The sequence below is a fragment of the Flavihumibacter cheonanensis genome, assembly GCF_022352215.1.
Taxonomy (GTDB): Bacteria; Bacteroidota; Bacteroidia; order Chitinophagales; family Chitinophagaceae; genus Flavihumibacter; species Flavihumibacter cheonanensis.
The window spans coordinates 121,336-134,262 of record NZ_JAKRWF010000003.1; the positions used below are offsets into that span (position 1 = coordinate 121,336).

Sequence of the window (12,927 nt, forward strand, 5' to 3'; positions counted from 1 at the left end):
TAGGTTTCTGTTTTTATTATTGTCCGGCATCTTTTTTAATGACCACCGGAGGCGTTGTTAATTCCATTAATCCAAGTGGAGCTACCGCCTTCGCAACCTCCGTTTGCTTGCTGCGAAACATCACCTCACTTTTAATCGTTTTATATTCAAACTGCAGTTCCTTTAATTCCTTATTGGTTCTGCTGATGGATTTGATAATCTTATCAGAATAGTGTCCGTTGTAGATATACACCACGGCCAGTGCACTCAAGAAAAGAAAAAAAGGCAGGTTTTGCACTACCGCCTGGTAGTTGATCCGGAATCTTTTTTCTTTTTTGTCGTTTTGTTTTTTCATACGACTGGCTGGTTGATCAATAGGACATTAACATTTCACTACTACGATATAGACCGTCTTTATATTCTTTCTGCCACCCTGAGTTTTGCACTCCGGGATCGGCTGTTTCTTTTTTGTTCTTCCATTGTTGGTACAATGGGCTTTTTCGTTATCACTTTCAGCAGACTCAACTGTTTTTTGTTTTCAAAAGGATGATCTTCCTCCGGTTCAAAACTTCCCTGTTTGAAAAACTGTTTCACCAGTCGATCTTCCAGGGAATGAAAGGTGATGATTGCCGCTCTCCCACCCTGCACCAATACTTCAGGCAATTGCTCCAGTAATTCTTTCAGCGCCCCCATCTCATCATTCACCTCAATCCGCAGCGCCTGGAAAACCTGCGCGAGGTATTTATTCGGATTGCCTTTCACCACACCCTGAATGGCAGCTTTGAACTGCTGGATCGTTTGCATCGGCATCGTAGCCCTGAGGGTAACAATGGTTTTTGCAAGCGTTCTGGCATTTGTTACTTCTCCGTACTGCTCAAATAATTTATGCAGTTGCTGTTCAGAGTAAGTTTGTAAAAGCTGCGCAGCAGTTCGTTCAGAACGGGCATCCATGCGCATGTCCAGGTCGGCATCAAAGCGAATGGAAAAACCACGTTCGGCTTCATCAAACTGGTGACTGCTCACCCCCAGATCCGCCAGCACCCCGTTCACACTGCCAATTTTATGCAGGCGCAGAAACCGTTGCAGGTGCCGGAAATTATGCGGCACAAACAAGACCCTCGGATCATCCGGCAGGTTTTGTGCGGCATCCGCATCCTGGTCAAAGGCAACCAATCGGCCATCCGGACCCAGGTTCTCCAGTATGGCCCTGGAATGCCCGCCTCCACCGAAGGTGCAATCCACATAGGTACCAGCCGGATCAATCTGCAGGGCATCCAGGCATTCGGCAAGCAGTACCGGTATATGGTAAGCTTCCTCCTGCATATCAAACCCCGTTTCCGTTTCCACCACCCATTACCTGTTGTGCCAGGCTGCTGAAACTGTCAGCTGAAAACGATTCAAAGAACTTCTTGTAGGTCGCACTGTCCCAAATCTCAATTTTGTCAACCGCCGACACCAGTACGATGTCTTTGGATAGCCCTGCATACTCTTTCAGATTGGGAGGCAATAGTAACCTTCCGGCTGTATCGGGCTCCACCTCTGTGGCCCCGTTCATGAAAAACCTTCTGAATTCCCGTACTTTGGGGTCAAAATCATTCAGCTTGCTGATCTGCGCATATATCGGTTCCCAGCTGGTCTGGGGATATAAGGTGAGGCATTTTTCAAACCCACGGTTAATGACGAATGGCATCGCGTTCTCCGGCAGTTGCTTTTTCAGCCCGGCCGGGAGGAGGAAGCGCCCTTTGGCGTCCAGCGTTGCTTCGTATTCGCCCAGAAAACCTTTCATTTATCGCTATATGCCCTGATTTTGACATTTATTACCACAAAATAACACTTTTTCCCACTTACGGGAGAAATTTTGGATGCTTTATTTTATCCACATGGGAGATTTACGTCAAACCCTTAGTAGATCTACGTTTCCGCGGAAAATGTGGGTAAACCCCTGAGCTGACTGTGAATTGAGTGTGAATAGCTGTGGATAAGCTGAATATTCGACTATTTTGCAGAAATTTGCGCCCTCATGGCTATTTCAGAAACCCCCCGTTCTATTCGAATTGAAGCGTTCCGATATGATCTGCCTGAAGAGCGGATAGCCTTGTATCCACTGGCAGAAAGAGATGCCTCGAAACTGCTGGTATATAAGGCTGGCAAACTATCTGAATATACCTATCGGGAACTACCGGTAATGATCCCATCCGGCTACACCCTGGTATTTAACAACACCAAGGTTGTACAGGCCCGCCTTGCATTCCGTAAACCTACAGGAGGAGCACTGGAATTGTTCTGCCTGGAGCCGGATAAACGATACCCCGATATTACCACTGCGATGTTACAGAAAGGGGATGTATACTGGGTTTGCCTGGTGGGAGGAGCAGCCAAATGGAAAGATGGACAGGTATTGGAACTGGAATCGGAATCCGGCCTGAAACTGGAAGCCAGGCTCGCTGAAAAACGATCCGGTGAATACCTGATCCGGTTCTCCTGGAACCAAGCCGCGCTAAGTTTTGCAGAAGTATTACACCTCGCCGGGAAAGTGCCAATCCCCCCCTATATCAAAAGAGCGGCCGACAGTACTGACGAACAACGGTATCAAACCGTATACGCAGAAACAGAAGGATCTGTAGCGGCACCAACGGCAGGACTTCATTTTACCCAATCACTTCTGGATCAACTAACGGAAAAGAACATATGTAAAGAAATGGTTACCCTGCACGTTGGTGCCGGAACTTTTCAACCGGTAAAATCCGATACCATGCAGGGGCATGATATGCATGCCGAGTACATTGATGTTAGCCGGGACTCCATTAAAAACCTTCAGCAACAGGCTGATCAACTAATAGCAGTTGGAACCACTTCGCTCAGAACACTGGAAACCCTTTATTGGATGGGAGTAAAGGCACATTATATGCCCGAGGCTACAATCGGAGAACTCAGTATTAACCAGTGGGAAGTATATGATGAGTGGATGCAAAAGTCGTTGCCTGCAAAAGAGGCAATACAATCCTTACTAACCTGGATGGATAACCGCCAATTGGATTGTCTTATCTGCAAAACACAAATCCTCATCACACCCGGTTATACTATCCGTATGATAAAGGGACTTATCACAAATTTTCACCAACCTCAATCTACATTATTATTGCTGATTGCTGCTGTTGTTGGAGAGGATTGGAAAAAAATCTATCAATATGCACTTGATCATGAATTCCGTTTCCTTAGTTATGGCGACGGTTCACTGCTCTGGTGTAAACAATAATCAGGATTCTTTGCTATAGGGCATTTCGATGGTGAAAGCGGTTCCTTTTCCAAGGGTGCTATCCACTTTGATTTTACCCTGGTGGGCATCCACAATGGTTTTCACATAACTGAGTCCGAGTCCAAATCCTTTTACATTGTGCAGATTGCCGGTATGAACGCGGTAGAATTTTTCGAAAATCCGCTTCACACTTTCCTTGCTCATTCCAATGCCATTGTCCTCAATGCGAATCACAATACCCCTTGCATTGGAACTGGTGTAGAGTTTTAACACCAGGTTGTCTTTGGAATATTTTACTGCATTGTCAACCAGGTTATTGATCAGGTTAGTGAAATGAACTTCATCTGCCATGATCAGATCATTCTTCGCATTCAGGTGCAGGTCTGCATACCCATTCTTATGCTGTAACTGCAGATCAAAATTCTCTAATACCTGTTCAATCACTGCATGCACATGTACCGGCTTTTTATTCAGATTGATTTCCTGCCGGTCCATAAGCGCAGCCTGCAGAATGGTTTCCACCTGTTTGTTCATGCGTTTGTTTTCTTCCTTGATGATGCCAGTGAAATATTGCATCTTCTCTTTATCGTTGGAAACCTTTTCTGTTCGCAAGGCATCTACTGCCAGCGAGATCGTTGCGAGTGGTGTTTTGAATTCATGCGTCATGTTGTTAATGAAATCGTTTTTGATTTCGCTGAGTTTTTTCTGACGCAACAGGGCACTAACTGTAACATAAAATGCCGCCAGTAAAATAAGAGTGAACAGGATGGCGCCACTCAGCATCCATCGCAGCTCCTTAAATACAATATTTTTTACATTGGGCACCACTACTACCATCGCTTCCTCCGGAACCAGTCCTTCCATATTGCTCCCACCCGGTATTAGTAAGGGATAAATAAACCGGCGGTTTCGTACAGTATCTTCAAATACTTTGTCGAATCCCGGCGAGCGAAGTTCATCATACGTCAGAAAACCAGCATCTGAAGTGATCAGGAATTCAAAACGGGTATCCTTCAAACCAAAGGCATTGAAATTTTTTCTCAACTTCTCCTGCACTTCGAAGGGCGTGAATTTCTCGGAAATGGTGGATGGCTTCATCAACTCCATCATCAACTGATCAGAAGGCCAGCTCAGATTGGGTCGAAGCCTCCTGTTTTTCAGCGATGGCAGGGTTCCTTTCTGAGCCATTAGCTCCTCTCCCGTTTGCCCCATTGCTTTGACGATATTATCCGCCAGCTGTTCTTCCTTCACGACCAGCATACTCCGGAACCAGGATATCTGGATGACAATGATGCCAACCAGGGAAAGAGCCACCAGTAAAATGATCAAAGGAAAAATTCGCTTCATTCCGACAAAAATAGCGTTGGTTAATGATTTGGCCTATCTGCCCCTGTATTCCTGCTGTGAATTAACAGTTGTTTATAGGCGATCCTGAACAAATATTGTTCTATTTCCCAATATTCCATAAATTAACTGTATGACACAAATCTTACCTGCTGCAGGAACCCTTTTAATAGCGGATCCTTTTCTGAAGGACCCTAATTTCATGCGTACGGTGGTTTTTCTTTGTGAACACCAGGAAGAGGGCAGTTTCGGGTTTGTTTTAAACCGTTTGTATGATTTCACACTGGATCAGTTGATGGCCAGTGCAGAGGGCATGCCCTTACCGGTTTATTACGGCGGACCAGTACAGGTTGATACCATCCATTTTTTGCATCAGTATCCGGATCTGATTCCAGGAGGTTTTGAAGTGGCGGAGGGTATTTATTGGGGAGGAGATTTCGAAACTGCCGTACAGCTTTTACGCGATAACGAAATAACACCCCGGGGTATCCGCTTTTTTATTGGGTATTCCGGTTGGTCTGAAGGACAATTACTAAATGAATTGAAAGAAAAGTCCTGGATCACCTCCAAAGGCAACCAACGATTGGTTTTTGAGATAGATCAGAATGCCGTCTGGAAAGAAGCCCTGAAAGACCTGGGAGGAGAATACGAGCAGCTGATCAATTATCCCATCGATCCGCAATTAAACTAAACAAAAAACCGGCACTTCATTGAAGTCCGGTTTTTTGTTCCACTTACTACCCCTCCAGCCAATTTCCTTCTCACGTATTCACTCTTCGTCTTTGGCTGGTTCCCGGAGTGAAAGTACAAAGGGAACGAATCAACTGCCAGCGTGATAAAACGGTTTATTCAGACGTGTTTGAACGGTTTTAGTATACCTACGAAATCAATCCAGTTTCAGACGTTTTTCTTTTGGATATTTTACTGTAAACCGAATGGTTTTCTTCTGTTCTGCTCCCGGCACTACCGCAAGGTTCCAACTTACCAATCCGGTTTCACTATTCAGCCGACCGCCATCATGCCCATCCCGCTCCACTTCAATCTCTTTCATAGTGGAAATCGGAAATTGATCCTCCAGTAAAATTGTAATGGGTTGTTTTTTATTATTGCGTACACTCAGTTCAAATTGTTTGCTTTCAGATTTGTTTCCACCCATGAATCGTTTCGAGCTGAAATCCTTTACCAGCGTGCGCTTCACTATTACATTCGCATCCCGTCCGAGCGACAGAAAGAGCGTATCTTCCGCCAGAGCAGGATCTATAAAACTCTTGCCCAGAAACGTGCCCTCAAAAAACAGGTTGGCTTCGCCGGCCATCAATTCCAACTCCTGCCAGTTCGTGATCCGGGCTGTCAGATAGGCCGCCTCCTCCAGTTTGGGTGCGGCATAATATTCATATACCGCAGGCAGCGAAGATTTCTTCACATCAATGGTAGCTACTTTACCATCATTGGGGATGGTATAAATTTCCTTGATTTCGTATTTGGTAGTGGTGGGCTGGTAGGCAGTGGTTATTTCGAGAGGTTTTGCGGTCATTGCCTTTTTGTTTTCCTGGCCATATCCCACTACCACCACTTCATTCAATTCATTATTTTGGATTTGCAAACCTGCAACTCTGCCTGCTAATTGATCACTTATTGGTCGTCCCGATAAAACCCGTTGTGGCGGCGTCCAATACCTCAAATACCAGGGTTCCAGCTGTGGCTTCTCATTATTCTGGGACGGATTTCCACTAGACAATGCCAGCTTAATATCCTTCCACACCTCTCCGCTCGACTGGTATACATTTGCCACAAACTGTATCTCCAGAGGTGCGCTGATATCTTTCACCGCGATGGAATAGGAAGGATGCCATCCCGCTTTATTTACCAGGTAAGTTGTCGACAATGGTACCAGCCCTGCACGGCGGCATTCGACTACCGCATAAATTTCATTTACCGCCAGATTTCGTATACTGTTCATCTCATTGGCCTGGTTCCGCAAAGACTGTTTGTCCTTTTCCAGTTTCACCTGGCTTTTTTCAATTTCCAGTTGCTTGTTATACAACTCTTCCAACCGCTCTCGTTGGAAATCCAGGGCGGCTTTCAGATCAGCCGGCTTAACAGCAACTGTTCCTGATTTTAATTCCTGGTTTCTCACCAGCATGGCTTCTTCCTGCTTCAATACTTCCAGCATTTTGCGCTGGCGCGATTGCTTATCTTCAATGCCATCAATCTGGTCCTGCAATTGCTTTACTTCCTCACGTATCTTTTCTTCCTGCAAAAAATTCTTTCGAACGCCAACTGAAAGAATGGTAAGATCTCCTTCCAGTTTTACCTGAACACTGGGCGATTCAATATCTGTAGAGATTCCCTGCAATACCAGTTCTGATTTACCAAGTGGTACTGCAACTGTTCCGATTCTTTTAACCTCCGCTCCTTTCAGAAAGACGGTTACGGATTCAATTTTAGTATCCGCAGTTACCCGTTTCGGTTGTGTATAACTGTTGAAGCCCCAAAGGATAAGGAAAGGCAAAAGCAGGTGTTTCTTCATACGGCCTTTTCTTACAAGAGCAAAAAAATGAAAATATAGCTGCAACCAGTAACCGAAAAAAAATCCCGCAGCTGTTAACTGCGGGATTAGTTATTCCAAAAGACACTTGGTGTTAATCATTCATAGGTATGGCCCCTTCCACTAAAACGGTCACCTTGTTCTGAAAAACTTCCACAAAGCCACCCTGGATGGAATACTGCTCGGTATCAGCTTGCTGCTTGTCTTTCAACACTTTCAGCTTACCTGCCTTGAGCGCACTTACCATAGGTGCGTGTTTTTCGAGAACCTCAAACAATCCGTCCACACCAGGCAACTGTACTCCGTACACATCACCTGAATAGAGCTTGCGTTCTGGGGTCAATATTTCTAAGTTCATACGTTCGTTTCAATGATTCGGAACAATTCCTGTCTTATCCCTGTGCCTGTGCCAGGAGCTTCTTACCTTTTTCGATCGCGTCTTCAATGGTACCTACCAGGTTGAAAGCAGCTTCCGGATACTCATCCACTTCACCATCCATGATCATGTTAAATCCACGAATTGTATCCTCGATGCTTACAAATACTCCTTTCAGACCAGTGAACTGCTCAGCCACGAAGAAGGGCTGGCTAAGGAAACGCTGCACTTTACGGGCGCGCTGTACGGTCATTTTATCTTCATCGCTCAATTCATCCATACCGAGGATCGCAATGATATCCTGAAGTTCCTTATAACGCTGAAGGATCAACTTCACGCGGTTAGCAGTATTATAGTGCGCATCACCAACAATCAGGGGAGTCAGGATACGGCTGGTTGAATCCAGGGGATCCACCGCAGGATAGATACCAAGGTCAGCGATTTTACGGCTCAATACCGTAGTTGCATCCAGGTGGGCGAAGGTAGTTGCCGGAGCGGGATCCGTCAAGTCATCCGCAGGTACGTATACCGCCTGTACGGAGGTAATAGAACCATTTTTAGTAGATGTGATTCGTTCCTGCATCAATCCCATTTCTGTTGCCAGGGTAGGCTGGTATCCCACCGCAGATGGCATACGTCCCAACAGCGCCGATACTTCAGAACCTGCCTGGGTGAAACGGAAGATATTGTCAACGAAGAACAGGATGTCTTTTCCTTTTCCGGTACCATCACCATCACGGAAGTATTCCGCAATCGTCAGTCCGCTCAATGCCACACGTGCACGAGCCCCGGGAGGTTCGTTCATCTGTCCGAATACGAAAGTCGCTTTGGATTCTTTCAGTTCTTCGAGGTTTACTTTTTCAAGGTCCCATCCGCCTTCTTCCATGCTATGCTTAAAGGCTTCACCATATTTCATGATACCTGCTTCGATCATTTCACGCATCAGGTCATTTCCCTCACGGGTACGCTCACCAACTCCCGCAAATACGGATAAACCACCGTGCCCTTTTGCGATATTGTTGATCAATTCCTGGATCAAAACGGTTTTACCTACACCCGCACCACCGAACAGACCGATTTTACCACCTTTAGCATAAGGCTCAATCAGGTCAATAACCTTAATACCAGTGTAAAGGATTTCAGTTGAAGTACTCAGGTTTTCGAACAATGGTGGTTTAGCGTGGATCGGGCGACCATTTGTTTTATCAATTGCAGGCAATCCATCAATTGGATCACCGGTTACATTAAACAGACGACCATAGATTCCATCTCCAACCGGCATTGCGATCGGCTTACCAGTGTCAACAACTTCCATTCCACGTACCAGACCTTCGGTACCATCCATCGCGATACAGCGTACGCTGTCTTCTCCAAGGTGTTGCTGTACTTCCAGCACCAGCGGATCCGCATTCGGACGCTTGATTTCAAGGGCATTGAGAATTTCTGGCAGTTTGCCATCGAACTGCACGTCCAGTACGGCCCCGATGATTTGTTTGATCTTTCCTTTCGTTGACATATATGAAGACCTTTTTAGGTGAGGTTTTCGAATTTTGCCGCAAAGGTAAGGGTTGGCAGCTAAAATCCATCATTTCCTAAAGGAATTTGAAGGATTCCTACCTTTACCCCAAACCATTGACTTAATCCTTTTATGAATCGGCGCCAAAGATACCTTTCCAGCTCGTGCTGGCCTTTCTTTTTTTTGATTTCAGTCTTTTTTTTAAGCCTGCTTTCAGCCTGCCTGGAGCCTTCAGCCAATGGCCAGTCTCCTGTTATCCGCGATACAGGCATCACCGGCCAGAATGCTTTCTCCACCCTGTTTTTCGATAGCGCATCACTGGAAAAATTCCTGGATGAACGCTCCATGCCCGATACAGCCCGGCAATTGGTCCGCAATTTTTACAACCAGCGAAATTATCAGTTTGCCTGGTTCGACAGTTCGGGTGTGGCTGAACAGGCCCTCCATTTCTGGAACCTGCAGGCGAATTACCTGGAATACAGCCGGGATAGCTCCATTTATAATCCTTACCTGCAAGCCTGGGCAGATTCAGTACAGGTCAACGGCATGACAGCTGTTCCCGATTCAGCCCGGCAGCGGGTAGAATGGCAACTCACACTGCAGTTTTTTCGATATGCTGCTAAGGCCTATATGGGCGACCGTCAGCTAAATGCCCGTGATCTGAGTTGGTTTATTCCCCGTAAGCGGGTAGATATACTTTCTATGCTTGATACCCTGGTGAAGGAAAAAGGAAAAGATATCAACCGCTATGAACCAGTAAACCGCCAATATGCACTGCTACGGGATCAACTAAAAAAATATTATGAAATAGAGCGGCTTAGTTCCTGGACCCCACTCGATATAACTGCCAAAAAACTGGTTAAGGGAGACACCGGAAAAGCCGTTATTCAATTGAAAAATAAACTTTCTCTATTGGGCGATTTACCCGTTGCCGATTCTGGAAATATCTTCGACGAAAGCCTGGAACTGGCAATAAAAAGATTCCAATCGAGATACGGCCTTAAAGAAGACGGTGTGATTGGCGGCAGTACACTGCGCGAGTTGAGCCAGCCCCTTGATTACCGCATCCGGCAAATCCTGGTTAATATGGAACGAATCCGTTGGGTTCCCCGTGAACCAGCCTCGGATTATATACTGGTAAATATTCCTGAATTCAAGCTGCATGTATATGAAAATGGGCAGTATGCACATAACATGAATGTTGTTGTCGGCACCGCCACCAATAACACGGTAATCTTTACCGGCAATCTGAAATACGTGGTATTCAGTCCCTATTGGAATGTGCCACCAGGCATTCTCAAAAAAGAAGTACTGCCTGCTATCGCCAGGGACCCCTCCTACCTCAGGCGGAATAATATGGAGCAGTACGGGAACGGCCAGGTTCGCCAAAAACCTGGTCCGCAGAACTCACTGGGACTGGTAAAATTCCTTTTCCCAAACAATTTCAGTATTTACCTGCATGATACACCCAGCAAAAATCTATTCAAGCAGGATAAGCGCGCTTTCAGTCATGGCTGTATCCGGATTTCCGAACCCGTATGGATGGCAAACTGGTTGTTACGTTCAGACAGCACCTGGACGGAAACTGCGATTGACAAAGCGATGAATGCCGGCAAGGAAAGATTTGTGACCTTAAAAAAGGAAGTGCCAGTTTTTATAGGATACTTCACCGCATGGGTTGATCGGGAAGGCAGGCTTAATTTCCGTGACGATATCTATGGTCACGACAAAAAAATGATGGCTAAGATGTTTAAGTAGTCCGCTTTTTACGTGTCAGTAATTTTAGTAACACAGGTGCTAAGGCAACCAGCCCGGATTTGGCCAGCCCCATACCTGCCTTACCTGCAACAGCCGCCGTTGCTTTCTTTGTCAAAAAGGAGCCCAGCAGTGCAGTTCCGGCTGTTACCGCAACCCCCGTGAGCGCTCCCTGCCAACCAATTCCTCCTCCTGGTTTACTCGAAAAAAGCCGGCTCGTACCTGCTTTAAATGCTTCTGACGGAAGGGCTTTTACCTGCTCCCGCAAAACACGTTCCTGGTGCCGGACAGAAGCCCGCAATTCACGGGTATGCGCAGTCAATTCGGCAAGATTGCTGATATGAGAATAATCTTTAGGGCGTGCCCGGTTCTCTTTCATCGTCGTCATTTTTTTTCTCTAAAAAAAGTCGGATAAGCGTATTGATCAGGAAAGGACCGATATAGTTTTTACGAAAAACCAGCACCAGCACCAGCAGGAGAATATAAATCCCGGTAACAATACTGAAGCCATAAAATAAACTACCGGTTAGTTCCGCAAAATAATATCCAGCCATCAGGCTGATGAATAAAAGCACAAAAAAAGCAAGGCCAGCAACTACAAGCATAATCAGCGCCAGCGAGGTTAAACGGGCCGCCTTTTCGGTAGCCTCCAGTTTAACCAGCCAGATTCGGTTGTTGATATAGTCCTGGAATTGGTTTTCCAGCTTTTCGAAATACCCGGGTTCCTGTGCTTCGCTCATACAATAATATTCAGGAGGTGAAGGAATCAGTACGCGATTGTAAATCGCTTGCCCATTGTTTACCTTTTTCCAGCGCTTCATTCAATTCCGCTTCTATCTTTCCGGCTGCGGTTTTCACTTCCTCTCCGGCTTCTGCAGCTGCTGTTTTGATTTCTTCTACAATTTCCTTTCCCTTATCACTTGTTAGCAGGTAAGCCAGGGCAGCACCGGCAGCGGCGCCTAGCAATAATCCGGCAATAAATTTTGACTGGTCACTCATGGCATACTATTTTATAGAACTAACTTGTTTAAAATTACAACTTCCGAACGGACAAATAAACCCAACATGGAAATAAGGCAGGACCACAAAATCAACCGGTATTTTTTTCTGGCCATCATACTTGTATTTGGCCTGATGCTCCTGTATAGCCTGATCCAGTTTTTTACCGCCTTTCTTGGAGCAGTCATGTTTTATGTTTTAAGCAAGCCCACAGTTGAATACCTGACCAAGAAAAAAGGATGGGGTAAATCCATCACCGCTGTGTTCATCATTCTGATGACCCTGATCATCATCATGGGTCCTATGACTCTTTTTATAACGATGGTTTATAAAAAAATCGGAGGCTTTCTTGAAAATCCGGACCTTATTTTTCAAACCCTCAAAAAATTCGATACACAGGTTTCCAAACAGTTCGGCGTTCAGTTGCTATCCCCTTCCAATATGGAGAAAATCCAGACCAATGCAACCAATCTCATGACGGCAGTGCTGAACAACAGTCTGAATTTTTTCAGCACCATTACCATGATGTACTTTTTCCTGTACTTCATGATCATGAATGTAAACAGGATGGAGGCAGCCATTATTTTTTACCTGCCTTTTCCCCGTCAGAAAATTGAACTCTTCGGACGTGAACTAGTGGCACAAACTTTTAGCAATTCCGTGGGTATACCGATGATCGCAATAGCACAGGGCCTTACCGGATACGCAGCTTATAAGGTGATTCACCTGCCGGAAGCCGGTTTTTGGGCCATAATCACCGGTTTTGCCTCCATTATTCCTATTGTAGGTTGTGCCATTGTATGGATTCCCGCGGCCATTTACCTGATGGCTACAGGTCATATCGGACAAGGGTTTTTCCTGGTCGGATGGGGGGCCATTATCATGGGCAGTGTGGATAATGTGGTGCGTTTCCTGCTGGCCAAACGTATGGCAGATACCCATCCTATCGTAACGGTATTAGGGGTAATAATGGGATTAAAATTCTTTCAGTTACCCGGCCTCATTTTTGGTCCGCTCCTGATTTCCTATTTCCTCATATTGTTAAAAATTTATTATTGGGAGTATCAGCAAACCACACCAGTAGTAAAAAGAAAGAAAAATAGGCCTGTTCGTTTTAACTTGCCATTTTTAGGCAAGGATCATAAATGAATAGC

The 12,927-nt window shown here is 45.6% G+C and carries 14 protein-coding genes; 4 read left to right on the plus strand and 10 right to left on the minus strand.

Annotated features, from left to right (window positions below; all coding sequences use genetic code 11):
- Positions 1-16 precede the first annotated feature (16 nt).
- The 3 genes from MD536_RS14390 to mraZ are packed head-to-tail and all read right to left on the minus strand — an operon-like array spanning position 17 to position 1,765.
- The gene (locus tag MD536_RS14390) at positions 17-334 is read right to left on the minus strand and encodes an FtsL-like putative cell division protein (protein WP_234867007.1); all 318 of its coding nucleotides are present in this window, start codon (positions 332-334) and stop codon (positions 17-19) included.
- A gap of 59 nt (positions 335-393) precedes the next feature.
- Entirely contained in the window at positions 394-1,302 is a 909-nt protein-coding gene (gene rsmH, locus MD536_RS14395) for a 16S rRNA (cytosine(1402)-N(4))-methyltransferase RsmH (RefSeq protein ID WP_239601348.1), read from the minus strand.
- Position 1,303: 1 nt separating this feature from the next.
- Positions 1,304-1,765, minus strand: coding sequence for a division/cell wall cluster transcriptional repressor MraZ (gene mraZ, locus MD536_RS14400; RefSeq protein ID WP_239601349.1), 462 nt, complete (start codon positions 1,763-1,765; stop codon positions 1,304-1,306).
- 234 nt (positions 1,766-1,999) lie between these two features.
- Between mraZ and MD536_RS14405 the strand changes: the two genes are divergently transcribed.
- Complete coding sequence (locus MD536_RS14405) at positions 2,000-3,235, plus strand: S-adenosylmethionine:tRNA ribosyltransferase-isomerase (RefSeq protein WP_239601350.1); 1,236 nt, start codon at positions 2,000-2,002, stop codon at positions 3,233-3,235.
- On the opposite strand, the gene MD536_RS14410 is transcribed toward MD536_RS14405, so the two are convergent.
- Positions 3,236-4,582 (minus strand): sensor histidine kinase, encoded by a 1,347-nt coding sequence (locus MD536_RS14410; RefSeq protein WP_239601351.1) that lies wholly within the window; start codon positions 4,580-4,582, stop codon positions 3,236-3,238. It lies immediately after the preceding gene.
- A gap of 130 nt (positions 4,583-4,712) precedes the next feature.
- Between MD536_RS14410 and MD536_RS14415 the strand changes: the two genes are divergently transcribed.
- On the plus strand, positions 4,713-5,270 hold the full coding sequence (locus MD536_RS14415) for a YqgE/AlgH family protein (protein ID WP_239601352.1): 558 nt from the start codon (positions 4,713-4,715) through the stop codon (positions 5,268-5,270).
- Positions 5,271-5,465: 195 nt separating this feature from the next.
- Here MD536_RS14415 and MD536_RS14420 read toward each other — a convergent pair whose 3' ends face one another.
- The 3 genes from MD536_RS14420 to atpD all read right to left on the minus strand — a co-directional run bounded on the left by MD536_RS14420 (position 5,466) and on the right by atpD (position 9,019).
- The gene (locus MD536_RS14420) at positions 5,466-7,109 is read right to left on the minus strand and encodes a DUF4139 domain-containing protein (RefSeq protein ID WP_239601354.1); all 1,644 of its coding nucleotides are present in this window, start codon (positions 7,107-7,109) and stop codon (positions 5,466-5,468) included.
- 112 nt (positions 7,110-7,221) lie between these two features.
- The gene (atpC, locus tag MD536_RS14425) at positions 7,222-7,485 is read right to left on the minus strand and encodes an ATP synthase F1 subunit epsilon (protein ID WP_239601355.1); all 264 of its coding nucleotides are present in this window, start codon (positions 7,483-7,485) and stop codon (positions 7,222-7,224) included.
- A gap of 34 nt (positions 7,486-7,519) precedes the next feature.
- Positions 7,520-9,019, minus strand: a complete 1,500-nt coding sequence (atpD, locus tag MD536_RS14430; RefSeq protein ID WP_239601357.1) for a F0F1 ATP synthase subunit beta — start codon at positions 9,017-9,019, stop codon at positions 7,520-7,522.
- 183 nt (positions 9,020-9,202) lie between these two features.
- Between atpD and MD536_RS14435 the strand changes: the two genes are divergently transcribed.
- A complete protein-coding gene (locus MD536_RS14435; protein WP_239601358.1) occupies positions 9,203-10,777 on the plus strand; it encodes a L,D-transpeptidase family protein in 1,575 nt (524 codons plus the stop codon).
- Here MD536_RS14435 and MD536_RS14440 read toward each other — a convergent pair.
- Genes MD536_RS14440 through MD536_RS14450 form a run of 3 tightly spaced genes read right to left on the minus strand, consistent with a single transcriptional unit; the run spans position 10,770 to position 11,773 of the window.
- Entirely contained in the window at positions 10,770-11,153 is a 384-nt protein-coding gene (locus MD536_RS14440) for a hypothetical protein (RefSeq protein WP_239601360.1), read from the minus strand. The two genes, MD536_RS14435 and MD536_RS14440, sit on opposite strands and share 8 nt — an antisense overlap.
- The gene (locus MD536_RS14445; protein WP_239601361.1) at positions 11,128-11,514 is read right to left on the minus strand and encodes a phage holin family protein; all 387 of its coding nucleotides are present in this window, start codon (positions 11,512-11,514) and stop codon (positions 11,128-11,130) included. The genes MD536_RS14440 and MD536_RS14445 overlap by 26 nt, the downstream gene beginning before the upstream one ends.
- A gap of 10 nt (positions 11,515-11,524) precedes the next feature.
- The gene (locus MD536_RS14450; RefSeq protein WP_239601363.1) at positions 11,525-11,773 is read right to left on the minus strand and encodes a YtxH domain-containing protein; all 249 of its coding nucleotides are present in this window, start codon (positions 11,771-11,773) and stop codon (positions 11,525-11,527) included.
- Between the two features lie 66 nt (positions 11,774-11,839).
- On the opposite strand from MD536_RS14450, the gene MD536_RS14455 reads away from it, so the two are divergent.
- Positions 11,840-12,922 carry an AI-2E family transporter gene (locus MD536_RS14455; RefSeq protein WP_239601365.1) on the plus strand — a complete coding sequence of 361 codons (1,083 nt, stop codon included), beginning with the start codon at positions 11,840-11,842 and terminating at the stop codon, positions 12,920-12,922.
- Positions 12,923-12,927 lie beyond the last annotated feature (5 nt).